General features: G+C 55.2%; 20 protein-coding genes. 9 read left to right on the top strand and 11 right to left on the bottom strand.

The annotated features are described in order from the left end of the window. Positions 1 to 15: 15 nt before the first annotated feature. The 9 genes from emrA to N6G83_RS27560 form a co-directional block, all read right to left on the bottom strand. A complete protein-coding gene (gene emrA, locus N6G83_RS27600; RefSeq protein ID WP_024530693.1) occupies positions 16 to 1,188 on the bottom strand; it encodes a multidrug efflux MFS transporter periplasmic adaptor subunit EmrA in 1,173 nt (390 codons plus the stop codon). 21 nt (positions 1,189 to 1,209) lie between these two features. Continuing rightward, positions 1,210 to 2,661, bottom strand: a complete 1,452-nt coding sequence (locus tag N6G83_RS27595) for an efflux transporter outer membrane subunit (RefSeq protein WP_024484846.1) — start codon at positions 2,659 to 2,661, stop codon at positions 1,210 to 1,212. Positions 2,662 to 2,683: 22 nt separating this feature from the next. Then, positions 2,684 to 3,205 carry a transcriptional repressor MprA gene (gene mprA / locus N6G83_RS27590; protein ID WP_021178983.1) on the bottom strand — a complete coding sequence of 174 codons (522 nt, stop codon included), beginning with the start codon at positions 3,203 to 3,205 and terminating at the stop codon, positions 2,684 to 2,686. 392 nt (positions 3,206 to 3,597) lie between these two features. Then, positions 3,598 to 4,797: an MFS transporter gene (locus N6G83_RS27585; protein ID WP_211135582.1), complete on the bottom strand. Its 1,200-nt coding sequence runs from the start codon at positions 4,795 to 4,797 to the stop codon at positions 3,598 to 3,600. Between the two features lie 677 nt (positions 4,798 to 5,474). Beyond that, positions 5,475 to 6,479 (bottom strand): glycine betaine/L-proline ABC transporter substrate-binding protein ProX, encoded by a 1,005-nt coding sequence (gene proX / locus N6G83_RS27580; protein ID WP_211135581.1) that lies wholly within the window; start codon positions 6,477 to 6,479, stop codon positions 5,475 to 5,477. 72 nt (positions 6,480 to 6,551) lie between these two features. Further along, on the bottom strand, positions 6,552 to 7,661 hold the full coding sequence (proW, locus tag N6G83_RS27575; protein ID WP_024484842.1) for a glycine betaine/L-proline ABC transporter permease ProW: 1,110 nt from the start codon (positions 7,659 to 7,661) through the stop codon (positions 6,552 to 6,554). Further along, positions 7,654 to 8,853: a glycine betaine/L-proline ABC transporter ATP-binding protein ProV gene (gene proV, locus N6G83_RS27570; protein WP_024530698.1), complete on the bottom strand. Its 1,200-nt coding sequence runs from the start codon at positions 8,851 to 8,853 to the stop codon at positions 7,654 to 7,656. Before proV ends, proW begins: the two co-directional genes overlap by 8 nt. Positions 8,854 to 9,196: 343 nt before the next feature. After that, entirely contained in the window at positions 9,197 to 9,997 is an 801-nt protein-coding gene (locus tag N6G83_RS27565) for a DeoR/GlpR family DNA-binding transcription regulator (RefSeq protein WP_024530699.1), read from the bottom strand. Positions 9,998 to 10,033: 36 nt separating this feature from the next. Then, positions 10,034 to 10,930 carry a sugar kinase gene (locus N6G83_RS27560; RefSeq protein WP_211135580.1) on the bottom strand — a complete coding sequence of 299 codons (897 nt, stop codon included), beginning with the start codon at positions 10,928 to 10,930 and terminating at the stop codon, positions 10,034 to 10,036. Between the two features lie 225 nt (positions 10,931 to 11,155). Between N6G83_RS27560 and yihU the strand changes: the two genes are divergently transcribed. From yihU to ompL, 8 genes are all read left to right on the top strand, one after another. Next, on the top strand, positions 11,156 to 12,046 hold the full coding sequence (yihU, locus tag N6G83_RS27555; protein WP_211135579.1) for a sulfolactaldehyde 3-reductase: 891 nt from the start codon (positions 11,156 to 11,158) through the stop codon (positions 12,044 to 12,046). A 48-nt stretch (positions 12,047 to 12,094) separates the two neighbouring features. After that, positions 12,095 to 12,958 (top strand): ketose-bisphosphate aldolase, encoded by an 864-nt coding sequence (locus N6G83_RS27550; RefSeq protein WP_211135578.1) that lies wholly within the window; start codon positions 12,095 to 12,097, stop codon positions 12,956 to 12,958. Positions 12,959 to 13,005: 47 nt separating this feature from the next. Beyond that, positions 13,006 to 14,049, top strand: coding sequence for an aldose epimerase family protein (locus N6G83_RS27545; RefSeq protein ID WP_211135577.1), 1,044 nt, complete (start codon positions 13,006 to 13,008; stop codon positions 14,047 to 14,049). Positions 14,050 to 14,076: 27 nt separating this feature from the next. Beyond that, positions 14,077 to 15,420 carry an L-fucose/L-arabinose isomerase family protein gene (locus tag N6G83_RS27540; RefSeq protein ID WP_211135576.1) on the top strand — a complete coding sequence of 448 codons (1,344 nt, stop codon included), beginning with the start codon at positions 14,077 to 14,079 and terminating at the stop codon, positions 15,418 to 15,420. Positions 15,421 to 15,474: 54 nt separating this feature from the next. Next, a complete protein-coding gene (locus N6G83_RS27535) occupies positions 15,475 to 17,502 on the top strand; it encodes an alpha-glucosidase (RefSeq protein WP_211135575.1) in 2,028 nt (675 codons plus the stop codon). An 80-nt stretch (positions 17,503 to 17,582) separates the two neighbouring features. Beyond that, the gene (locus tag N6G83_RS27530; RefSeq protein WP_024530706.1) at positions 17,583 to 18,980 is read left to right on the top strand and encodes an MFS transporter; all 1,398 of its coding nucleotides are present in this window, start codon (positions 17,583 to 17,585) and stop codon (positions 18,978 to 18,980) included. Positions 18,981 to 19,065: 85 nt separating this feature from the next. After that, positions 19,066 to 20,502 (top strand): MFS transporter, encoded by a 1,437-nt coding sequence (locus N6G83_RS27525; protein ID WP_211135574.1) that lies wholly within the window; start codon positions 19,066 to 19,068, stop codon positions 20,500 to 20,502. Positions 20,503 to 20,606: 104 nt separating this feature from the next. Next, on the top strand, positions 20,607 to 21,326 hold the full coding sequence (gene ompL, locus N6G83_RS27520; protein ID WP_211135573.1) for a porin OmpL: 720 nt from the start codon (positions 20,607 to 20,609) through the stop codon (positions 21,324 to 21,326). A gap of 128 nt (positions 21,327 to 21,454) precedes the next feature. On the opposite strand, the gene N6G83_RS27515 is transcribed toward ompL, so the two are convergent. Next, entirely contained in the window at positions 21,455 to 22,141 is a 687-nt protein-coding gene (locus N6G83_RS27515; protein ID WP_024530709.1) for a response regulator, read from the bottom strand. 17 nt (positions 22,142 to 22,158) lie between these two features. Next, positions 22,159 to 23,751 (bottom strand): sensor histidine kinase, encoded by a 1,593-nt coding sequence (locus N6G83_RS27510; RefSeq protein WP_074029587.1) that lies wholly within the window; start codon positions 23,749 to 23,751, stop codon positions 22,159 to 22,161. A 341-nt stretch (positions 23,752 to 24,092) separates the two neighbouring features. Between N6G83_RS27510 and N6G83_RS27505 the strand changes: the two genes are divergently transcribed. Next, positions 24,093 to 25,445 (top strand): 2-hydroxycarboxylate transporter family protein, encoded by a 1,353-nt coding sequence (locus N6G83_RS27505; protein ID WP_211135572.1) that lies wholly within the window; start codon positions 24,093 to 24,095, stop codon positions 25,443 to 25,445. Positions 25,446 to 25,490 lie beyond the last annotated feature (45 nt).

Here is a 25,490-nt window from a genome sequence, read left to right as displayed (position 1 = left end):
TAGCCTCCCGCTCGCTTAACCGGCGTTTGCATGGATCACATCGGCGATCATCTGATTCACCGGCGCCAGATCCAGCGTCAGCGCGCTGGTTTCAAACAGCGGTTTTTGACGTACCGTATCGGAGAGCACCAGGCCGTCCAGATTGGTGGTATCGACTTTGACCAGCGTAGAAAGGCCGATACGCAGAGGATGCTCAGCAACCTGTTGTGCGTCCAGTTCGATACGCACGGGTAAACGCTGCACCACTTTGATCCAGTTGCCGGTAGCGTTCTGTGCAGGCAGCAGTGAGAACGCGCTGCCGGTGCCCATATCGATACCCACGACCTTGCCTTTGAACACCACGTCGCTACCGTATAGGTCACTCACTACGGTAGCCTCTTGGCCGATACGCATATTGGCGATCTGCGTTTCTTTAAAGTTGGCATCCACCCAGACATGATCCGGTGCTACTACGGCCATCAGAGGCATCCCTGGGGAGATCTGCGCCCCCACTTGCACGCTGCGGCGTGAAACGAAGCCGGTGATTGGGCTGACGATGCGGGTACGCTGCAGCGCCATCCAGGCGTCGCGCATCTGTGCGGCGGCTTGCAGCACGGCGGGTTGTTTATCCAACGGGGTATTCAGCACCATCGCCTGATTGGCATTGTATTGCTGGACTGCGACTTCCAGTGCCGCTTTGGCATTGTCTACCGCGTCACGCGCATGTTGCAGCTCTTCGCGGCCAATCGCATCGGCGTTGCCCAGCACGATACGACGCTTGAGATCGTTTTCTACCTTGCTCAGCTCGGATTTGCGCAGCGCAATGTTAGCCTGATACTGCTTACCGTTGATCACCAACTGATGCGTTTGGCGCACGCTGTTGGCCAGCGCGGTTTTGGCCCGCTCAAACGCCTGTTCGGCGTCGGTGGGATCCAGTGTTAACAACACATCGCCTTTGCGGACAAAGTCGGTGTTATCAAAGGTAACGCTGTTCACGCTACCGGAAACCTGGGCCATGATCTGCACCTGATTACCGGCCACGTAGGCATCGTCAGTTTCTTGGTGATGACGCAGCACCAGGAACCAATAGACTAAATAGGCCACCCCAATAATCACAAAAATAAACGTCAACAGCAGCAGCCAGAATTTACGCTGCCGTTTTTTGCCAGCCGGTTGCTGCGGGGTTTGAGTTTCCGCGCTTGCACTCATGGTATTCTCCACGCTCTAAAATTATGCTTTAGGTTCCGCTGCCGCCGGGGCCTGGTAGCCACCCCCCAACGCGCGTACCAATGCTATCTTCGCCTGCATCAAGTTGCTGCTGGCATTCAGTTGCGCCTGTTGCTGCTGTAATAGCTGCGTCTGGCTGGTCAACAGTTCATCACGCCCAATAATCCCTGCCTGGTATTTGGCGTTGGCGACCCGGTACACATCCTGCATGGATTGGGAGGCAGAGGTTGCCTGCAGCAGCTGCTTGCTACTGCTCTGTTGAATGGTGATGGCGTCGGCCGTTTCCTGTAACGCATTGACGAGCGTTTGGTTATAGGAACCTACCGCCTGATCGTAGAGTGCGGACTCTTCACCCAGCTTGCTGCGTAGCGCACCGGCATGGAAGATAGGCAGGGAAATGGCTGGAACCACGCCCCACGCCTGGCTGGCGGCTTCAAACAGATTCGGGCTGGTACCGCCGACGTTGGTGGTGGTCAAGCCAGCAAAGGCCGAGATCGACAGGCTAGGGTAGAACTCTTTGCGTGCCGCACTGACCCGTTGGTTATAGGACTCCACCAGTTGGCGCTGTGCCACGATATCCGGGCGTTTACCCAGCAAATCCGCGGTGAGTTCGCCTTTGGGGGCTAACTGTTCTTCGCTTGGCATGGCCACGGGATGCAGAGACTGCATCGCATTCGGGCCAAGACCGGCCAGGGCGGCCAACTGGTGTTTCAGTTGTTCAATCTGTGACTGCAGCTGGATGATCTGCTGCTTGGCACTGTCGGCTTGTGCCTGGGTCTGTTGCGGGATTTCCACGCCGTAGATCCCGGCTTTATATTGCTTTTGGCGCAGGTCGGCCAGGCGTTGATTGTTATCCACCTCTTGTTGCAGCACATTTTCCAGCGCGTAATTCGCCTGTAACTGGTAATAAGCAGAGGCAACCGAACTGGTTAGCGTCAGAGCGGCTTGTGCCTGCTCGGCACGAGCGGCATCGATCTGCGCTTTTGCCGCATTGACCTGATTGCGATATTTGCCCCACCAGTCAAACTCATAAGCCAGATTCAAACCCAGCGAGTTGGTGGACTCATACACCGGGTTGGGCAGATAGCCAAAGCCCAGGTTGGTGTTTTGCGCCAGACGCTGACGGTTGATGCTGGCATTCAGATCCAGATTAGGGCCGTTGGCAGCACTGGCTTCCCCCGCCACGCTTTGGGCTTCACGCACGCGAGCGCCCGCCTGTTGCAGCGAAGGCGAGTTTTGCAGCGTCTGGGTCATCAGGCTATCAAGCTGGGGATCGTTAAGCGTGCGCCACCATTGCGGGCTGATGGCCAGCGAGCTGACTTTCGGCTGGGCAAGCTGCAGCTGTTGCGGATCCATCATCTTGGATTGCGGGGCAATATTATCGGTAGATGCGCACCCCGCCAGCAACAGAACGGCGAACAGCGGGGTGAATCTCCAGTTTAACGGGGATCGCATAAAATGATTACCTGAACAGGAATTATTGGGATAACTGTTCTGAAACTTCCATCTGATCCAAACGGGTCAACAATTTGCGCGTCAGCATTTCAAGCTGCTGCTGCTCCTCGTCGTTCAGCGTAGACCACAGAAAGTGCAGACATTTATGCTGCGGTGGCAGCAATTGTTCGAGAAACGCTTCCCCAGCCTGGGTCATATGCAGATGCAGGCAGCGGCGATCGTGATCGCTTTCCCGGCGCTCGATCCACCCGCGTTTCTCTAGTTCATCGGCAATGCGGGTAGCATTGGTGCGTGACGAACCCAGGGCTGAGCTTAGCTCAGAAGGCTGAATACTGTGGTTTTCCTGCGCATCCAGCGTAATGAGAGCCATAAACAAGGTTTCGTTAATTCCCTGTGCTTTCAGCATTTTATTGCGATTTTCCAACAGCTTGCCTTGCATATGCATACACAGGCGGGTCAGCAGGATTTCCTGGTATGGGAAGTCTTTCTGACGTTTGGCGCGGAAATTCAGCATTTGCTCTATGGGGGTAAACGAGCTTTCCATAATTTAGTGCCTCATTAATTTCGTTCGGTATAGTAACGATAGTGATTAATAATGTAAATCTTCAGCAAGGGGAATAATTTAGCAATTCGTGTCATTTGTAAGTTGTTTGTAAATGCTTAACGCCACAGACCCTAAGGTCTTGTGATTGAAGGCACAAATTCTGCCGTTCCGCAGGCTGAGATAGGTAAGGTTTGTTTATGAAATTGGGCGGAGAACTACGGCATCCTGCGGGGGGATAGAAAGAAATCTTACGTGAGTAAGGTCGTTCATGGAGGTCCGGGGCGCAGGGTGTATAGGTCGCCAATAATTTACCGCGACAATATTACCAGAGTGTAAGTAATTTTTACACCCTGTGGCCTAATAAATTTCAAGGGTTATTATTTTCTTGCTAACTAGCTGATGGCTGGCCCTTGTGGGTCATGGCGCTTGCCACGCCACCAGGTCAGCAGATTCAGCACGCACAATACGCCACCAATCGCCGCTACGCCGTTCCAACCAGCATGTTGATAAGCAGCAGCGGAAAGCACCGACCCCACGGCACCCCCAATAAAATAGCTGGTCATGTAACCGGCGGTCAGGCGATTACGCGCCTCCGGCATGATGCGGTAAATCACGCTTTGGTTGGTGACATGCACCCCCTGCACCGCCAGATCCAGCACCAGAATGCCGATAATCAGCGCCCAGAGAGAGTACGGCGCCAACGCAATTGGGATCCAGGACAGCAACAGCAGTACCAGCCCGACGCTGGTGGTTAGCCCTGCTTTGCCCTTATCGGCCAGATGACCGGCGCGTGAGGCAGCCAGTGCGCCAGCAGCACCCACCAGGCCAAATAGCCCAATTACGCCTTCGGAGTAGCTGAAAGGTGGGGAAGCCAGCAGGAAAGCCATTGAGGTCCACAGCACGCTGAAGTTGGCGAACGACAAAGCGCCAATGATTGCGCGGGTACGCAGCAACGGGGTGAAGCAGAACAGGGAAAAGATGGATTTCAGCAACTGCGGGTAATTCAGGCCGGAATGCAGCTTATAGCGTGGCAAGGCGCGCCACAGCAGCAGGGCCATCAGGATCATCAATACGCTGGCCACCCAGTAGATGGTACGCCAGCCGCCGAGGGTCGCCAAAGCGCCGGCGACGGTACGTGCCAGCAGAATGCCGAGCAGCAGGCCGCTCATGATCACACCGACGGTTTTACCGCGTTTTGCCGGGTGCGCCAAAGTGGCGGCGAGTGGCACTAAAAGCTGGGCCACCACCGAGAACAGACCGGTGAGAGCCGTACCGAGGATCATCATCGATAAGGTGCTGGAGGACGCGGTGATCAGCATGCCTCCGGCGGCTAACAGCGTCATAAAGACGATCAGCCCACGGCGCTCAAACATATCGCCCAACGGCACCAGAAACAGCAGGCCAACCGCATAGCCTAGCTGGGCAGCGGTGACGATAAATCCGGCTTGGTTAACCGATAGATTAAAGTTTTGTGCAATGGTTTCCAGCAGCGGCTGGGCGTAGTAGTTGCTGGCAACCGCCAGGCCGGTAGCCATCGCGATTAACAGTGTCAGTGCAGGGCTAAGGCCCGGGTGTTCGGTTGGTTGGTTCATAGGTTTTCAATAATGGAAATTTGTGATCAAAGTATCAGACACAACGGAATGTTAAGGCAATGTATAATTTTTATCAGTATGCCGCATGAAGGATCTCGGTCAGATAAGCAAAGAAAACGTGCCCCCTCACCCTAACCCTCTCCCACAGGGAGAGGGAACCGATCGAGTGGGTTTGAAAATTCGGTGATGTACTTTGGAGGAGAGGACAATCGGGTTTGCTGAGATTATCCCTTTTTGGGCAAAAGAGCAGGGGTTAACAGCTTCCTCTCCCATAGAAAGAGGGAACCGATCGAGTGGGTTTGAAAATTCGGTGATGTACTTTGGAGGAGAGAATAATCGGGTTTGCTGAGATTATCTTTTTTTGGCAAAAGAGCAGGGGCTAACAGCTCCCTCTCCCATAGAGAGAGGGAACCGAACGAGTGGGTTTGAAAATTCGGTGATGTACTTTGGAGGAGAGGACAATCGGGTTTGCTGAGATTATCCCTTTTTGGGCAAAAGAGCAGGAGCTAACAGCTCCCTCTCCCATAGAGAGAGGGAACCGATCGAGTGGGTTTGAAAATTCGGTGATGTACTTTGTAGGAGAGGGCAATCGGGTTTGCTGAGATTATCTTTTTTTGGCAAAAGAGCAGGGGCTAACAGCTCCCTCTCCCTGTGGGAGAGGGTTGGGGTGAGGGCTGTTATGACTTGGCGGCGGCTTCAGCGGCAGTTTTCACCCAGCCGTCAAACGTAGCCTGGTGAGCCTTGATCCAGCCATTGACATGGTTTTGGATGTCAGCCTCGGAGGACTGACCTGCATGCATCCGCAGGTTCTGCGCGTTAACGTCGGCAATCGGCAGTTTCATGATGGCGAACAGCTTGGCGGCGGCAGGGTTGGCCTGCGCCCACTGCTTATTGGCGGCAATATGCATGGCGTTGACCGGGAAGCCATAGTTGGCTCCGTTCGGCAGCTTGGTATCAACATCTTTAAGCTCGCCCGGCAGGGAGGAGAACGGCACCTGCAACCAGACAACGTCACGCCCTGGCACCATGACATCGCTGACCCAGTACGGCGTCCAGGTGTAATACAGCACCGGTTTGCCTTCTTTGAAGCGGGTGATGGTATCGGAGATCATGGCGGCGTAGTTGCCCTGATTGTGCTCCACGGTTTTGCCCAAGCCATAGGCTTCGATATGGTGATTAATCACCGTCTCACAGCCCCAGCCAGGGGTACAGCCGGTCAGGTCGGCCTTGCCGTCACCGTTGGTATCAAACAGCTTGGCAATTTTCGGATCTTTTAGCTGTTCAACGTTGGTGATGTGATACTGGTCGGCGGTTTTTTTGTCGATCAGGTAGCCCTGAGCAGCACCGCTGACGTAAGCCCCTTCACGATAGAATTTTTTATCACCCCCGGCGGCCTGATACTGATCGGCGTGCAACTGATCCCAGTTCACCGCCAGAAAAGTGGCATCCCCAGCGGCGATGGAAGTGTAGGCTACGTTGTAGTCCACCTCACGCGGTTCTTTCACGTCATAACCAAGCTTTTCCAATGCCCTGCTGACCAGCAGCGTCTGGAAGGTTTCCTCGGAGATGGTGCTCTGTATCGGTTGTACCGAAATACCTTTTCCTGGCAAATCAGCAGCGGAAGCAACCTGTGAACCAAGCAGTGTGGTAAGGGCAATCGCCCAGATCCCTGTAGTGCGCATAGTTTTTCCTCTGTTATTGATGTTGTTTGGAGATAGCCCGCCAGGGCAGAAAGCCGTTGGCGGGAAGTACAATCAGGCTTTTTTGATAAACGGGCGAGCGATCAACCCGATTGGGCCGTGGGTATACCAGCGGCCTAGCCCTTTACTGCGGCGATCGCGCCCCAGTGACTGGGTGAGGCGATCGAGAATAATGGCCAGAATAACGATACCGACGCCACCCACGGCGGCCAGCCCCATATCCAGGCGGCCGATGCCACGCAGCACCATCTGGCCCAGACCGCCCACGGCGATCATCGAGGCGATAACCACCATCGACAATGCCAGCATCAGCGTCTGGTTAACCCCGGCCATGATGGTTGGCATGGCCAGCGGCAACTGCACTTTAAATAGCAGTTGGCGAGGGCTGGAGCCGAAGGATTCGGCGGCTTCGATCAGATCTTCCGGCACCTGTTTGATGCCCAGGATCGTCAGACGCACGATGGGCGGCAGGGCGAAGATGATCGTGACGACCACCCCTGGCACGTTACCGATACCGAACAGCATGACGATCGGCACCAGATAGACGAAGGCTGGTGTGGTCTGCATGGCATCAAGCAGTGGCCGGATCACCTTGGCGGCATGTTTGCTGCGGGCCAACCATATGCCCAATGGCAGACCGATCAAGATGCAGAAGAACAGGGCGGTGAGCACCAGCGCCAGCGTGACCATCGCCTGTGACCAGGCCCCGATAGCGCCGATGGCGACTAACGACAGCAGCGTGGCTGCCCCCATGCCGAGGCTGGATATCTGCCAGGCGATCAGCGAGAACAGCAAAATGGCGACGGGAGCAGGCATACCCAGCAAAAACTGCTGGAAACCGCTGAGGATGAAATCCACCGGCACGCGAATGCCCTGGAACAGCGGACGGAAGTGCAGCACCAGCCAATCAATGGCGTGAGTGACCCAGCTGTCAAACGGCACCCAAGCCTTGTGGAACGGATCCAGCAGGCTAAAGTGCTCGGGCTCCACTGGGGCGCTGTTAAGCCAGTCAGCGCTCGATGCGGCCTGATTAGCGGCATCATGGGGCACGCTGTCTGCCGGTGCGCCGGTTGCCCAGGGATCGCTGCTGGTGGCAGCCTGGGTTGCCGGGGCGTCGTTAGGGGATGTGGCAGCCGTTGCCCATGGATCCTGATTATCACTCATTCGTAGGGCCCTCTTTATCTAAAGCCTGCAGCAGCATGCCTTTGGAAATAATACCGATATAGTTGTTCTCTTCCCCGACCACCGGCACGGCGCAAGGGGCCTGTGCTACCAGTGAGATCAGCTCGCTCAGCGGCATATCGGCCGGAACGGGCAGTGGGGCATCCAGCAAGGCGTCGTCCAGCGTCTGTTTAGCCGCCAGCGCCTGCTTGAGGGAGTCTATCGATACCACGCCGATAAATTTCTCGCGTTCGAGGACGTAGCCATAGTCACGGTCTTCATCACGCAGGATCTGCAACGCAGAGCGCGGACCAAAACCGGGAGTCTTACGGATCAGGGTCACCGGGCGACGTTTGGCGATGTCTTTGGCACTGAAAACGTGGCTGATATCGACGCCGCGGAAGAAGGTGCGCACATAATCGTTGGCCGGATTATTTAATATTTCATCCGGGGTACCCACCTGGATCACTTCGCCGCCCTGCATAATGGCAATGCGGTCGCCAATACGCATCGCTTCATCCAGATCGTGGGAAATAAAGACGATGGTGCGCTGATGTTTCGCCTGTAATTTGACGAGTTCATCCTGCATCTCGGCACGAATTAATGGGTCCAGCGCAGAGAAGGCTTCATCCATTAACAATATATCCGGATCGTTAGCCATGGCGCGGGCTAAGCCGACACGCTGGCGCATACCACCGGACAGTTCATCGGGATAAGCATTGGCATAATTTTCCAGCCCAACCTGACGCAACGCGTCCAGCGCTTTTTCCTGGCGTTCCTGTAAAGGAATACCCGCTAATTCCATGCCGAACGCGGTATTATTTAATACGTTCATATGTGGCATTAAGGCGAATGACTGGAACACCATGCTGATCTTATTACGCCGTACGGTGCGTAGCGCAGTATCGGATATTTTTGATATATCCTCGCCGTCAATCAGCACCTCACCGCGGGTGGGTTCTATCAGACGATTGAGAAGGCGTACCAAGGTGGATTTACCGGAACCGGAAAGCCCCATGATGACAAATATCTCGCCTTCTTCAATGGCCAGAGAGGCGTTCTTGACGCCAAGTGATAACCCCGTTTTTTCCAACAGCTGGTCTTTCGTCAAACCTTTGTCTATCAGCTTAAATGCGCGTTCCGGGTGCTCACCAAATATCTTATATAAATTTTTAACTTCTAGTTTAATTGCCATGCAATTCGCTGTTTCCTTTGGTTTATTATTAAACGCTAAAATTGTCCTAATAGAAAATAAGAGTGCCCTATACCCTAACACACTGACATTCTGAGACAACCCTCAATGTTCATATCGTAAGATTTTTCTAGTGATATCAGGTTTGATGATTGGGCATAATTACCCGATTTTTACGCGGTTATTTAACCGTAATGAGCAACAGGAAATGGCGGGATATATTGGCGATAATGGCAACTATTTGCAGGGAATATTGGCAGCGTCAAATGGGTAATTAATGCACGCATAGTAACGTTCTGCGTGCATTGATGAACGGCAGGAAAATCAGCAGGTTTACCAGCGTAGATCAGAGCGTGGGTTCTTCGCTGCTGGTGGGAATAACGACCAGTTCTACTTGCTGCTGCTGTAACACCGATCCCATTGCAGAGGGGGGAGGTAGGTCGGTAAATAACGCGGTCGCCTGTCGGGTATTGCCGATTTCTACTGCCGCCGAAGCATGGAACTTGGTGTGGTCCGCAGCCAGCAGAATATGACGCGAATGTGCCATCATCGCTTTCACCACGCTGGATTCATTCACGTCAAATTCCAGCAGATCGCCGTTGGCTTCGATTGCCCCTACGCTGGTGATCAGATAGTCGGCGCGAAAGCCTTCCACAAAGCTTACGGCGCTGGGGCCGATGATACCGCCGTTATTGGGCCGCAGCGTACCGCCCGGCACCATCACTTCGAACTCGGTGTTTTTATACAGGATATGTGCCACCCGCAGGCTGTTGGTAATGATGCGCAGGTGGCTGTGGTTCATCAGCGCTCGGGCAACATGCTCAACGGTGGTGCCGATGGTGATAAAAATGGTGGAACGATCGGGGATGTAATCGGCAATGGCTTCCGCAATGGCTATCTTCTCTTGCGTGTAAGAGAGTTCCCGTTGCTCAAAGGCCGTGTTGACCACGCTAGAGGCACGACCCGCCCCCCCATGATGGCGGCTAATCAGCCCCTGCTCGCTCAGTTTGCGGATATCGCGCCTGACCGTCTGCGTTGACACTTCCAGCAATTGCGCCAGCTCGTCGATGTTCATATAGCCGCGCTTGGCGATCAACTGGATCAGCTGATCGTGGCGTGGGTTGCCGGTAAGTTCAGTCAGACTCATGCTCCACTCCCTTAATATTGTCATCGGCCAACCATATTATACAAAACTGGCCAGGAAAGAGTCAGTTTGATCACAGTTGGGAATGCCAGCGCGCCCGCCAGGACGGGTACACTTCAATGCGGCAACTGCATTGGCATAACGCACCGCCTGAGCTATATCGGATTGTGAACCCAGAGCTACCGCCAGTGCACCGTGAAAAACGTCGCCAGCTCCCGTGGTATCCACCACCTCAACCGGAAAGCCTGGCTGATGTTTAAGCTGAGCGTTTTCCAGCCAGAAACAGCCATGTTTACCCTGAGTGACATAAACTTGTCCGTTTTTGTCATTTTTTGCCGCACGCAATCCCTGCTCGATATCCGTTTTTCCCGTCATCCGCAGCAAACCCGGTTCGGAGAAGGCGGCATGGTCGGCCAAAGCAACCAGCGGGCGGATATCCTGCGGTGTGACATCGGCGTCCAACAGAGTAGTGACACCCGCGCGCCGGGCCAAGGTGAAGGCGGTCAATGCCCCTTGATGCCAACGCACGTCCGCCAACACCACGTCGTACTGGCTAAAGTCGATGTCATGCAGCCATTCGGCATCCTCGGGTAAATCTGGGCTGGGATGGTTGATGATCATGCGCTCACCCTGGGCGTCCACCAGCACAGCCGATTGCGATGAGCGCGCCTGTGGGCAACGGCGCGCATGTCTGACATTCACGCCATAGCTGCCCAGCTCGGCCAACAGCGTTTGCCCAGTAGCATCGTCGCCGACCCGGCCAATGAAATCCACTTCTGCACCTAGCCTGGCTGCGGCCACCGCAGCCGTTGCCGCCGGGCCTCCGCCAATTTCGCGGTAGTCGGTGGCAACATATTTCCCCCCGCCCTCAGGCAGTTTCTCTACGTAATACAGACGGTCTTGCACTGCAATGCCTACGCATGCGATTCGAGTCATGGTCTGGATCCCTGGATGTTGATCTGTGGTAAGCGAACGGTTTTCAGCAAAAAGTGGCTGCCGATCACGCTGCCACCATTTTAATTCACTCAAATGTTAAAAGAGTGACGGCTGTCAATTTTTTGACCATAAATTACAAATACGATCAAAAACAGACAAAAACGGTCTGATTTGTGGTCGGTGAAATGACACAGAGATGACAAGGGTAACCAACAGGAGAGAACCATGGCACAGATCGCATTTATCGGGTTAGGGCAAATGGGCGCGCCGATGGCCAGCAACCTGATCGAGCAGGGGCATCGGCTGAACGTTTTTGATATCAGCCCGGTGGCGGTCAGCGCCTTGGTCGCTCAGGGGGCCAAGGCGGCAGCCAACCCGGCGCAGGCGGTACTGGACGCGGAGTTCGTCATCACCATGTTGCCTAACGGCGAATTGGTGCATGAGGTGCTATTTGGTGCCGAGGGGGTGTGCTGCACCTTATCGCCTGCGGCATTGGTGATGGATATGTCCACCATCCACCCGCTGCAAACGGACCGGCTGATTGCCCAAATGCAGGCACGGGGCTTTAGCCTGATGGATGCCCCGGTCGGGCGGACTTCAGACCATGCTCAGGCTGGCACGTTGCTGATCCTGGCGGGTGGTACTGCCGAGCAGGTGGAGCGTGCGACGCCCGTGCTGATGGCGATGGGCTCGGAGCTGATCAACGCCGGTGGGCCAGGCATGGGGATCCGCGTGAAGCTGATCAACAACTACATGAGCATCGCGCTCAACGCGCTGTCTGCCGAGGCTGCGGTACTGTGCGAGGCGCTAGGGCTGTCGTTTGATGTCGCACTGCAAGTGATGAGCGGTACGCCGGCAGGCAAGGGGCATTTCACCACCACCTGGCCAAACAAGGTGCTGAAGGGCGATCTCAGCCCGGCGTTCATGATCGATCTGGCGCACAAGGATCTGGGCATAGCGCTGGATGTGGCCAATCAGTTACACGTCGCCATGCCGATGGGGGCAGCCTCACGCGAGGTTTACAGCCAGGCGCGGGCCAGCGGACGTGGGCGTCAGGATTGGAGTGCCATTTTGGAACAGGTTCGGGCTGCTTCGGGCAGAGCGAATCACGCGTAACACTTAACGTAATTGCGGTTGCTATTCAGCGCGCAGAGGGGAGAAGAAATGCCTTATTTATCTGGTAACACCATGATCCAACATGCATGGGAAAACGGCTATGCCATCGGCGCGTTCAGCGCACACAACGCCGAAACCATTCGCGCCATTTTGCTGGCAGCCGAACAGGAGCAGGCCCCGATCATGATCCAGGTGGGGCAGAAAGTGATTAGCGTGATGGGTCTGGAGCCCATGAAGGCGATGATCGATGCGTTTATGCACGATATCACGGTGCCGGTGTGCATCCACCTGGATCACAGCCGCAGCTTCGGTCAGACCATGCAGGCGGTGCAGGCCGGGTTCCAGTCGGTGATGTTTGACGGCTCTCACCTGTCATTTGACGAAAACGTGCGGATCACCCGTGCCGTGGCGGACGTTGCCCACGTGCTGAACATTGGGGTCGAAGGTGAGATCGGCAAGATCGGCGGCACCGAGGATGATATTTCGGTCGACGAAAAAGACGCCCTGATCACCAGCAGTGACGAAGCGCTGCAGTTTGCTCAATCGACCACGGTGGATTATCTGGCGGTGTCCATCGGCACCGCTCATGGCCTGTACAAGCAGGAGCCCAAGCTGGCGTTCGAGCGCTTGCAAGAGATCCGCGAGATCGTCAAAAAGCCGATTGTGCTGCACGGCGGCTCCGGCGTACCGGACGATCAGATCCGTAAGGCGGTCTCACTGGGGGTCGCCAAGGTGAACGTGGACACCGAACTGCGGCAGGCCTTCACCCAGGGGATGGCTGAAGTGCTCGACAAAGATCCGCACGAGTTTGTCTTGGCGGTGTCCCTCGGGCATGGCCGTGATGTGATGCAGGCCAAGGTCGCCGAAAAAATCAGGCTGTTTGGCAGCCAGGGTAAAGCCGCTCAGTTTTAAGCAACCGTTGCGCGGCAAGCTGCCGCGCTAACCATAGGGCATCGATTATGACAACCATTCAACGCCAGCATTTTGGCGAACATCAAGGGCGGGCCGTTTCCCTTTTCACGCTGACCAATGCCAACGGAATGCGGCTGTGCGTGACCGATTACGGTTGCATTATTACCGAGCTTTGGGTGCCGGATCGCCATGGGCAAGCGGAAGATGTCGTGATGGGGTTCGACAATTTGGCGGCTTATCAGGCCGGGCATCCGTTCTTCGGCGCGATAGCCGGGCGCTGCGCCAACCGTATTGCCGGTGGTCGTTTCAGCATCGACGGTCAGGAATATATTCTGGCCACCAATGAACTCTCTACCGGACAACACCTGCACGGCGGACGTCGGGGTTTTGACAAGTATGTCTGGCAGGCACAGGAAGACGGCGACGGCATTATTTTCAGCCGTACCTCTATCGATGGTGAGGAAGGTTATCCGGGCAATCTGCAGGTTAGCCACCGCATCGGCCTGACGGAAGATAACGTGATGACGCTGAGCTTTGAGGCGCAGACGGACAAGCCGACGCTGGTCAATCTGGTCAATCACAGCCATTACAACCTGCGCGGGCATCAGCACCTGATCCACGATCAGCAGCTCAAGATCGACGCCGACTTCATCACCCCGGTGGATGAAACCACCATGCTACCCACCGGAGAAATCCGCCGCGTTGCCGGGACGGCATTTGATTTCCGCAACGCCCGTCGTCTTGGGGACGCCATGCTGCACCGCCCGGCACAGGATTTTGATATGAACTATGTGCTTAAGCCTGGCGACGGTGTTTTGCATCCCGCAGCGAGCTTGATCTGCCCACAGACCGGGCGAGTGATGGAAGTACACACCTCGCTGCCGGGCGTGCAGTTTTATAACGCCTTTAAGCTTTCCAACAAGATCTGGAATGGCAAGGCTGGCCATCGCTATCAGGCGTTTTCCGGCATCTGCCTTGAAACCCAGGCATTCCCAGACAGCATTCACCACGCCCATTTTGGCAACGTAGTGCTGCGCCCAGGGGAAAACTATTACAGCCAGACTGAACACCGCTTCAGCACCGTGGCATAGATTTATTCGATTACTGGAAGCAATGTTATGAAAAATAAAGCAAAAGTAGGCGTATTGGCGCTTGGCCGCGCGACCTTCGACGTGCCCTACGCGCAAGAGATGCTGGCGCAGGCCTGGCAGACGCTGAGCGGGATGGATATCGAGCTGGTGGGGGAACCGGTATTGCAGTTTGATGCCGAATCGGCTCTGCAAATACTGCCAGCACTCAAACAGGCCAATCTCGATCTGCTGCTGATCCTGCAAGTGACCTTTACCGATGCCTCCCTCACCACCGAAGTGGTGCGTGATTTCCCGGTGCCCACGGCGATGTGGTCATTCCCGGAGGCCCGTACCGGTGGCCGTTTGCGCCTGAACTCTTTCTGCGGGGTGAATCTGGCTTGTCATGCCCTGAGCCGTGAGGCCATCAACGTGCAAACGCTGCACGGCCTGCCGGACGATAGTCGAGTGATTAACGAATTACAGCAGCTGGCGCAGGCCGCAGCGATTGTTAAACGCTTCAAACAGGCCAAAGTGATGGTGATTGGCGAGCACCCGCTGGGTTTTGACGCCTGCAACTACAACCAGCAGCAGCTGACGCAGCACTTTGGCGTTGAGGTGACTCGCCAGCCGGTGCTGGAGTTTATTGAAGAGGTGAAGGCGCTGCCGGACAGCGTAGCCGATGCGCCTTATGCCCGCCGTGCCAAGGATTTCCCTAACCTGGCTGAGATGGATCAAACGGCCACCCGCAAAACGCTCAAGGTTTATTCTGCCCTGCGTGAAAAGGCGCAGCGTGAAGGTTACACCGGCATTGCCGTGCGCTGCTGGCCGGATTTCTTTACCGACTACGGATGCGCTGCGTGTGGGGCGTTGGCATTGATGAACGAAGATAAAGTGCCCTGTGGCTGCGAAGCCGACATGTTTGGCGTGCTCTCTTCGCTGATGGCGCAGTGGGCTTCAGGCAATGCGGCGTTCAATACCGACCTGGTGGATATCGATCCGCAGGATAACAGCGTGGTGTTCTGGCACTGCGGGCAGGCACCGATCGAAATGGCCGATCGTGATGGCCCGGTGCAGGCCACGATCCACTCCAACCGCAAGCTTCCTTTGCTGTCTGAATTTGCTCTCAAACCGGGGCGCATCACGCTATGCCGCATTACTCAGGGCGAGGGCAAGCTGCGCCTGATGCTGGCCGGTGGCGAAATGATCAAGGCTCCGCTGGCGTTTTCCGGCACAGCCGGGACCGCGCGCCTGGATATAGATGCAGACACTTACCGCCAGCGCCTGATTGCGGCGGGTATGGAGCACCACACCTCGCTGGTTTACGGCGAGCACCGTCCGCTGCTGCGCAAAGTGGCCGGTCTGCTTGGTTTGGACGTGATTGAACTGACCTGAGCGGGCAACCAACGCTTGGAAAAATACGGCATTTAACCTTTTGGAGAATGGATCATGGCTTCTCAGCAAGGCTTGGAACTTACGCAACACGCAGGTGGATTTACGTTGACCTTTCAGCAGCGAGTGCTGATACAACACACGGCTGCGGCTCCGTGCCTGTGGATTGGGCGCGGCAAGGCGGATATCGAGATGTTCCGCGGCAACTTCAGCATCAAAGACCAGCTCAGTGAAAAACTGGCGCTGACCGAAACCCAGATCTTCCCGCAGGACAAAGGCTGGCTGATCCGCTTTAGCCGGGGCGATGTGGCCCAGTGCACGCTGGCAATCACTACCGATGCACAAGGGCGGTTGGAAATGCAGCTGCGCAACAGCGACGAGCAGAACAATCGCATGTGGCTGCGCCTGGCAGCCCAGCAGGAAGATCACGTTTATGGCTGCGGCGAACAGTTTTCCTATTTCGACCTGCGCGGTAAACCTTTCCCGTTATGGACCAGTGAGCAGGGGGTTGGCCGTAACAAGCAGACCTATGTTACCTGGCAGGCAGACTGCCAGGAGAACGCCGGTGGTGATTACTACTGGACCTTCTTCCCGCAGCCGACGTTTGTCAGCAGCCAGAAATATTACTGCCACGTAGAAAACAGCTGCTACATGAACTTCGATTTTTCTGCCCCAGAGTTCCATGAACTGGCGATCTGGCAGGATCAAGCGGTGTTGCGCTTTGACTGCGCCGACAGCTATATCAGCCTGTTGGAAAAGCTGACCGCGTTACTTGGCCGCCAGCCGGAACTGCCGGACTGGGTGTATGACGGGGTGATCCTGGGTATTCAGGGCGGCACCGAGGTCTGCCAACAGAAGCTGGACGTAATGCGCGAGCACGGTGTCAAGGTTAGTGGGATCTGGGCGCAGGACTGGGAAGGACGGCGGATCACCTCTTTTGGCAAACGCCTGATGTGGAACTGGCGCTGGGACAGCGAGCTGTACCCGGAGCTGGATAAACGCATCCCGCAATGGAAAAAAGAGGGGGTACATTTTCTGGGGTACATCAACCCTTACGTAGCCATAGAGAAAGAGCTGTACGCCGAGGCGGCCGAGAAAGGCTATCTGACCAAGGATTACGACGGCAAAGACTACCAGGTCGAATTTGGCGAGTTCTATGCTGGCGTAGTCGATCTCACCAAGCCTGAAGCTTATGACTGGTACAAGAACGTCATCAAAAAGAATCTGATCGAATTTGGCCTCGACGGCTGGATGGCGGACTTTGGCGAATATCTGCCGACCGATACCGTTTTGCATAACGGCATCGATGCGGAAATCATGCATAACGCCTGGCCAGCACTATGGGCCAAGTGCAACTACGACGCTCTGGAAGAATGCGGCAAGCTGGGCGAGATCCTGTTCTTTATGCGCGCGGGTTACACCGGCAGCCAGAAGTATTCGGTAATGATGTGGGCGGGCGATCAGAACGTGGATTGGAGCCTGGACGACGGCCTGGCTTCGGTGATCCCGGCGGCGCTGTCGTTGGCGATGACCGGCCACGGTCTGCACCACAGTGATATTGGCGGTTACACCACGCTGTTTGAGATGAAACGCAGCAAAGAACTGCTGATGCGCTGGTGCGAGTTCTGCGCTTTCACGCCGATGATGCGTACCCATGAAGGCAACCGTCCGGATGATAACTGGCAGTTCGATCATGACGTGGAAACCATCCGTCAGTTTGCCCGCATGAGTCAGGTATTCAGCTCCCTCAAGCCGTACATCAAGCAGGCGGTGGCGCTCAATGCGCAGTCCGGCTTACCGGTGATGCGCCCGCTGTTCCTGCATTATGAAGACGATGCCCACACCTACAGCCTGAAATACCAATACCTGTTTGGGCGCGATCTGCTGGTGGCTCCGGTGCATGAAGAAGGGCGCACCGACTGGACGCTCTACCTGCCGCAGGATAGCTGGATCAACCTGTGGACCGGTGAGCGGCATAGCGGAGGGGCCGAGGTGACAATAGCAGCCCCAATGGGCCAGCCGCCGGTGTTCTATCGGGCGGATAGCGAGTGGGCGGAGTTGTTCGCCTCGCTACGCACGCTGTAATCACCAACTGTCAGCCGTCCGTTGCCAAACCGGCAAGGGCGGCTATCTCTGGGAATAGGTGTTTTCCAAGGAGAATCACCATGAGTGAAGCTAACCAGGATCCGGTGAAGCTGATATTGCCCCTGCGCGAGAAATTCGCCTATGGCATGGGCGATGTCGGTTCCAACCTGTTGTTGTGTGTCGGCACGCTGTATCTGCTGAAATTCTATACCGACGTGTTGGGGATCCCCGCCGCGTGGGGCGGGCTGATCTTTCTCATCTCGCGTTTCTTTACCGCCTTTACCGACATGGGCACCGGGCTGATGCTCGATTCCCGGCGCAATATTGGCCCCAAAGGCAAGTTCCGGCCATTTATCTTTTATGCCTCAATGCCGGTGGCGTTGCTGGTGGTAGCCAACTTTATCGGCGTGGGGGCCTCGTTTGACGTCACCGTTAAAACGGTGATCGCCACGCTGATCTTTATGGCGTTCGGGCTGTTCTTCAGCATGATGAACTGCTCCTACGGCGCGATGGTGCCCGCGATGACCAAAAACCCGCAGGAGCGTGCGCAACTGGCTGCCTGGCGGCAGGGCGGGGCGACGGTGGGTCTGTTGCTGTGTACCGTGGCGTTTGTGCCGATCCTGTCGCTATTTGATGGGCGTCCACAAGTGGGTTATCTGGTGGCGGCGGCGATCTTCGCCTTCGTCGGCATGTTGTGCATGTGGTGGTGCTATTCCGGCGTTAAAGAGCGTTATGTCGAGATCCCGAAACCGGGCGCACCCAAGCCGGGTCTGTTGCAGTCCTTCAAGGCCATCGCCGGTAACAAACCGCTGTTTGTGCTGTGCGTGGCCAACCTGTGCACGCTGGCGGGGTTCAACATCAAGCTGGCGATCCAGATCTACTACACCCAATACGTCCTCAACGATATCACCCTGCTGTCCTATATGGGTTTCTTCAGTATGGGCTGCATCCTGCTCGGGGTGCTGCTGGTCCCGACGGTGGTGAAACGCTTTGGCAAGAAAAACGTCTATCTGGGCGGCCTGTCGCTGTGGATCCTGGGCGATGCCATGAACTATATGTGGGGTAATACCTCCACGCTGTTTGTGTTGTTCTCTTGCCTGGCGTTCTTCGGCACGGCCTTCGTCAACAGCCTCAACTGGGCGCTGGTGTCGGACACCGTGGAATACGGTGAGTGGAAAACAGGCGTGCGCTCGGAAGGCACGGTTTATACCGGCTTTACCTTCTTTCGCAAGGTTTCCCAAGGGCTGGCGGGCTTCTTCCCTGGCGTGATGCTGGCCTATATCGGCTATGTTCCCAACGTGGCGCAGGGGCCTGGTACGCTGGAAGGCTTGCGGCAGTTAATCTTCCTCTATCCTTGTGGCCTGGCCGTGCTGACCGCATTGACCATGGGGCTGTTCTATCACCTGACGGAGAAGAACTACCTCAAGATCGTCGGTGAGCTGGAAGAGCGCAAGCGGGTGGTAAGCCCGGCGTTATAAGCAGCCAGGTGTTAATCGGGGCGAATTTATTCGCCCCTGCAACCAGAAAGACGCAGGGTGTAAGACAATAATAAGGACCCGTCAGATGGCCAACTCTTTATCCTACCAAGATCCCGTTACGCTGCGGTTGCCGCTGCGTGAAAAGTTCGCCTACGGTATGGGGGACTTCGGTTCCAACCTGATGCTGTGTATCGGTACCCTGTATTTGCTGAAGTTCTATACCGACATTCTGGGATTACCCGCCATCTACGGCGGCGTAATCTTCTTGATCGCCAAATTCTTCACCGCCTTCACCGATATGCTGACCGGCGTGCTGCTGGATTCCCGGCGTAATATCGGTGCCAAGGGCAAGTTCAGGCCGTTTATCTTCTATGCCTCGCTGCCGGTGGCTTTACTGGCCGTGGCCAACTTTCTCAATAGCGGGTTCAGCCTGAATACCAAAACCGTACTGGCCACCGTACTGTTTATGCTGTTCGGCCTGTTTTACAGCCTGATGAACTGCTCCTATGGGGCGATGGTGCCAGCCATCACCAAAAATCCGCAGGAGCGCGCACAACTGGCCGCTTGGCGGCAGGGAGGGGCAACGCTGGGGCTGCTGTTGTGCACCGTGGGCTTTGTCCCGATCCAGATGCTGTTCACTTCACGCCCGGAGATGGGCTATCTGGTTGCCGCGGTGGTGTTTGCGACCTGTGGCGTGTTTTGCATGTGGTGGTGCCACGGCGGGGTCAAAGAGCGCTACGTTGACGTGGTACCGGCGCATCATAAACCTGGCATCTTCAAGTCCTTCCGTGCCATATTCCAAAACCCGCCATTGCTGGTGTTGTGCATTGCCAACCTGTGTACGCTGGCGGCGTTTAATATCAAGCTGGCGATCCAGGTCTATTACACCCAATACGTGTTGCACGATATCCATTTGCTGTCCTATATGGGCTTTTTCAGCATGGGCTGCATCCTGATTGGCGTACTGATGGTGCCAGCGGCGGTGAAGCGCTTTGGCAAAAAGCGGGTCTACCTTGGTGGCCTGTTGCTTTGGTGCCTGGGCGATCTGTGTAACTACGCCTGGGGCGACAGCTCGCTCTCTTTCGTGGCGTTCTCCTGCATGGCCTTCTTTGGGACGGCCTTCGTCAACAGCCTGAACTGGGCGCTGGTGCCCGATACCGTTGATTACGGCGAATGGAAAACCGGCATCCGTGCGGAAGGCTCGGTGTATACCGGCTATACCTTTTCACGCAAGATTTCCGCCGCATTAGCCGGATTGTTACCGGGCATTATGTTGACGCAGATCGGCTATATTCCGAATATTGAGCAGTCAGCCTCGGTGCTGAAAGGCCTGCGAGAGTTAATCTTTATTTATCCCTCCGTATTGGCGATGGTAGCCGCCGTCATGATGGGGTTTTTCTATAAGTTAAATGAACAGCTATTTATGCAAATAATCACTGAAATTAACAACAAAAAAGGAAACCGCGACGAACAGGCCGAGCTTCATCCGGCAATCAATACGGCAATAATCAAAGAAGTCTAAGCCAGGGTATTACTCACAATAACGCACAGCTGTCATGCCTAACGGCATGGCGGCGGGATTTCTGCATGCTTTTATCAGGATTAATGACACAAGGAAACTCAACCATGTCTACTCTCTGGGGTTGTAGCAGCAATAAAACCAATACGATACTGCTGGTGGCGGCGTTGTTTGCCTCAGCCAGCGCTCAGGCCGGACGTGCCTATCTGGAAACTCGTGAGGCTTATAATACCGCCTCTGAATTAAACGAAATCATCCTGCGCGGCGGTTATAATTTTGATGGCGGAGCCGGTGTGATGGCCACCAATGCCTATAACATTGGCAAGTTTGATCAGCTCAAGCACAGCTATAACGAACTGGAGGGCTGGTATCCCCTGTTCCGGCCAACGGATAAATGGACGGTGTCTCCTGGTGGGCTGGTCAACTCGAGCAGTGCGGGCTCTGGCGGTGCCGTCTACCTGGACAATAACTATAAATTTCTGCCGTTTTTCAACCTGACCGTGCGTTATCGCTATAACCATAATAACTATGATTCCATCGATTTTAACGGCAACCCGGCACGTAACGATACCCATGAAATTGCCAACTACTGGAACTTTAAGCTCAGCGATGAGTTAAATTATACCTTCGAGCCACATTATTTTATCCGGGTCAACGATTTCCATAGTAAGAATGGTAAGAGTCACCATTGGGAGATCACCAATAAGTTCAGCTATAAAATTGATACCCATTGGATGCCCTATCTGGAGCTGCAATGGCTGGATCGCTGGAACGATTATAATAGGGAGCAGTATCGTATCCGCGTAGGGCTGCGGTATACCTTTTAAGCCACACGAATAAAAAACCCGGCCAAGTCTTGGCCGGGTAAAAAGAGCTGAATGTAACATTGATGCCGATATCGAAGGGGATATCTATGAGCCAGCATAGCCCTGCAATGTGACAGGCAGATGTCAGCCTAAGCCTTGCGGTATAAACGGCGCGGATGACCGATATTACCGTAGAGCATTTCGACGCGTATAAACTGGGTCGTCACGCAGTATTCCAGATAGCGGCGTGCGGTGGTTTTGCTAATGCCGGCGTGTGCCACCACGTCTTCCACCGCATGGGCTACCTCTGGCCGATCGTTGAACAACGCCTGCACCAACTCCAGGGTGATGGTTTCAATCCCTTTGGCGCTGGGCTCGTTGGAAAACTGCTTGGACTGCAGGTTATACAGCGCATCGACGCTGCTCTGGTCGATGACCTTGAAGGTACGCTGGGTCTGTACAAACTGCATAAAGCGTTCCAGCGAATTGCGCAGCCGCTTATAGGATACCGGTTTGATGATGTAGTCGAAGGCCCCGTTGCGGATCGCCTGGCTACAGGTATTCATGTCGCTGGCTGCGGTGATAAAAATCACCGAACAACCGGGCTTTTTCACCGCGGTTTCTTCCATTAGCGCAATCCCCTGGCCGTCCGGCAGAAAGTTGTCCAGCAGGATCAGCCGGGGCTGGTGAGCATTCACTTTTGCTCTGGCTTCCGCCAGGGTAGCGGCATAGGCCACCACCCGCAGGTTGAAATTTTTCTCAAGAAATTCGGCGTGCAGCGTGGCCAGTTGCGGCTCGTCTTCCACGATCAGAACGTCCAGTGTCTCAGGTTGCATAGGTCGGATCCGGGTGCTTAAGCTTTGGGGATAAACAGCGAGAAAATGGTGCCGTGCGGATCGTTGTCCGACACTTCGATGCTGCCATGGGCCTGAGCGACGTGGCTGGCCACCAGGTGCAGGCCAATACCGTGGTCGCCCTTATCTTTGGTTGTCACGCCTTGTTCAAACAGCGTATCACGAACCTGCGGTGCAATCCCGGTGCCGCGATCGGCAACTTCGATCACCAGCTCGTTGCTGCTGTCATTGATATAAAGTTCTACCGCTTCGTGCGGCGCTGCGCAATGCAGCGTAGCATCGAACGCGTTATCCAACAGGTTGCCAATAATCGACATCAGCTCGGTTTCATTCAGCGCGGCGGGGATTTGGCGCAGTTGGCAAGCGGGATCGAAACGGAGCTCGATGCCTTTTTCCCGTGCGCTGGAGTATTTGCCCAACAGCAGGCCACACAACGCGGCGGAGCTGAAGCGCTGGGAAATAAAGTCGAGGATCTCCTGTGCGCCTTCCGACTGGGCTTCCACATAGCGGATGGCCTCGTCATAACGTTGCATATGCAGCAAGCCAGCGAGCGTGGCCGTCCAGTTCAGCTGTTCGTGACGCATGATGCGCAGGTTATCGGCATAGCGTTTTACCTGGCTAAGCTGGCTGCTGAGGGTGTTGATGTCGTTCTTGCCGCGAAAGCTGATCACCCACCCCTGTAGCTCCTCTTCCTGCATGATCCGCACCCGGCTGGCAATCACTCGCACATGGTTGAAACGGCACACCTCATCATGGGTGTCGTGCCCCAGCTGCGCTGCGGCAAAGAAATCGGGCTGTGACTGGATGATCTCACCGATGTGCTGGCCCAGCAGATTATTGGCCGGTTGACGCAGATCCAGCAGCTCACGCGCGGCATGGTTAATCGTGATGATGCGCAGTTGCGGATCTATGGCGATCACCCCTTCATAGATGGCTTCCAGCAGGGCTTTTTGCTGGCGCACCAGCAGCGCGATCTCTTTTGGCTCTAATGAAAACATCTGGCGTTTCAGGTTCTTCGATAATAGCCAGGAAAAAATAAACAGCGCCATCAATAGCAAGACGATCGAGGCCACGATCTGGGTCAGCGTATGGGCATTTAAACTGTCGATATGGGATTTAAGATAACCGACGGAAACAATACCGATCACCTGGTTATTGTCATCCACAATTGGTGCCTTGCTGCGTAATGAAATACCGATCCCCCCGTTGCGGATCGAGATAATGCTTTTGCCTTCCAGCACTTCTTTATTATCGCCCCCCACCATAGGGGTTCCCAAACGGTCGGCATGTTCGGAATGGTAAAGGTGCATGGTGTGGCTATCGCCGATGACAATATAGCTGGCATCGCTGCTGGCACGGATTTTTTTCATCAGTGCGGCGATATATTGCGTGTCGTTATTTTCAACGGCGGTGATCAGGGAGGGGATCAGCGCAATCTCACGTGCCTGCACTTGGGCACGGGCACCCAGATCCCGGTGCAACTGCGCATCCAGTTTGTAGTAAGTGTAAACCCCGATCAGCGTCAGCAACACGCAGGAAAAGGCGACCAGGCACAGGAACAGCTTGATATGAAAAGAGAGTTTGATGTGCATGGTTTGCCGCGGATCCTGGTGTCTGTTTGGGTGACTACCCTATCATGAGTCGCCCTTGAAGTAATATTGCCCAAGATCAAGTTGTGAGCATCGGCACGGCTTTATTGTAGAGGAATATTACGCAGCGGCGTAGCGGACACCTAACGTGCGATAAAATCAGTAAAACTTAAAATAAGCCTATTATTAACGCCATTAACTCCACGGGCTATTTTACATAAAGGGCATTAACACCATAGAAACCATAACCCCCATTAAAAACCCTTTTTTATTTTGAACAAAATCACAGCGGTGACTCCAAGCGTTTCTCTATGATGGCCGAACAAACAATAAGAGGCCAGATTATGAGCACAACCGATGATTCCTACCTCATTGCCAAAGATAAAACTGCCGATATTCCGCTGCGTGAAAAGTGGTGGCATATTCTGGATAATTACAAAATAGGGATTATACCGCTGCCATTCTTCGTGCTGGCCGGAGTGCTGATCCTACTCGACTGCCTGGCAGGTAAATTACCCAGCGATATCGTGGTAATGGTGGCGACACTGGCGTTCTTCGGCTTTGCCTGCGGTGAGTTTGGCAAGCGCCTGCCGCTGGTGGGGAAAATGGGGGCTGCCGCCATCTGTGCCACCTTTATACCCTCCGCACTGGTGCACTATGGTTTGCTGCCGGACGTGGTGGTTGAGTCCACGACCAAATTCTACAAGTCGACCAATATTCTTTATCTCTACATCTGCTGCATTATCGTCGGCAGCATTATGAGCATGAACCGCCAGGTGCTGATCCAGGGTTTCCTGCGTATTTTTGTGCCGATGTTGTGCGGTGAAGTGGCCGGAATGGTGGTCGGGATGGCGGTGGGTATGGCGTTGGGCCTCGATCCGTTCCAGATCTTCTTCTTCCTGATCCTGCCGATCATGGCCGGGGGCGTGGGGGAAGGGGCGATCCCATTGTCGATGGGCTATGCCGCCATTTTGCATATGGAGCAGGGCGTAGCCTTGGGGCGTATCCTGCCGATCGTGATGTTGGGTAGCCTGACGGCGATCGTGATTGCTGGCCTGCTGAACCAATTGGGGAAACGCTATCCACACCTTACCGGCGAAGGCAGCCTGATGCCGAGCAAGCAGGGCGATAGCGAGGTCGCGGCAACGGAGAAACTGAGCGGTAACGTGGATGTCGCCACTATCGCCTGTGGCGCGCTGCTGGCCATCCTGCTGTATATGGTCGGCATGCTGTTACACCGGCTGATCGGCTTGCCGGCCCCGGTGGGAATGCTGTTTGCCGCAGTGGCGGTGAAGCTGGCACACGGCGTTTCGCCACGCATTCAGCAAGGATCGCAGGTGGTGTATAAATTCTTCCGCACCGCCGTGACCTATCCGATCCTGTTTGCCGTGGGCGTAGCGATCACGCCGTGGCAAGAGCTGGTAGATGCCTTCACCGTGCAGAACCTGATTGTGATCGTGGCGACGGTAAGCACGCTGGTGGCCACCGGTTTCCTGGTTGGCAAGAAGATCGGTATGCATCCGATCGACGTGGCCATTGTTTCCTGTTGCCAGAGCGGGCAAGGCGGAACCGGTGACGTGGCGATCCTGACGGCGGGCAACCGGATGTCGCTGATGCCCTTCGCCCAGATCGCAACGCGCATCGGCGGGGCGATTAACGTTTCGCTGGCGCTGCTGGTGTTATCGCATTTCTATTGAGTAGTGTGTTGCCGATTTGCCCCGCGAGGATGCGGGGCTTTTTTA

It is taken from the genome of Serratia sp. PL7, from assembly GCF_945957435.1.
Note: the sequence above shows the minus strand (reverse complement) of the source record. Positions and strands in the feature narration are given on the sequence as shown.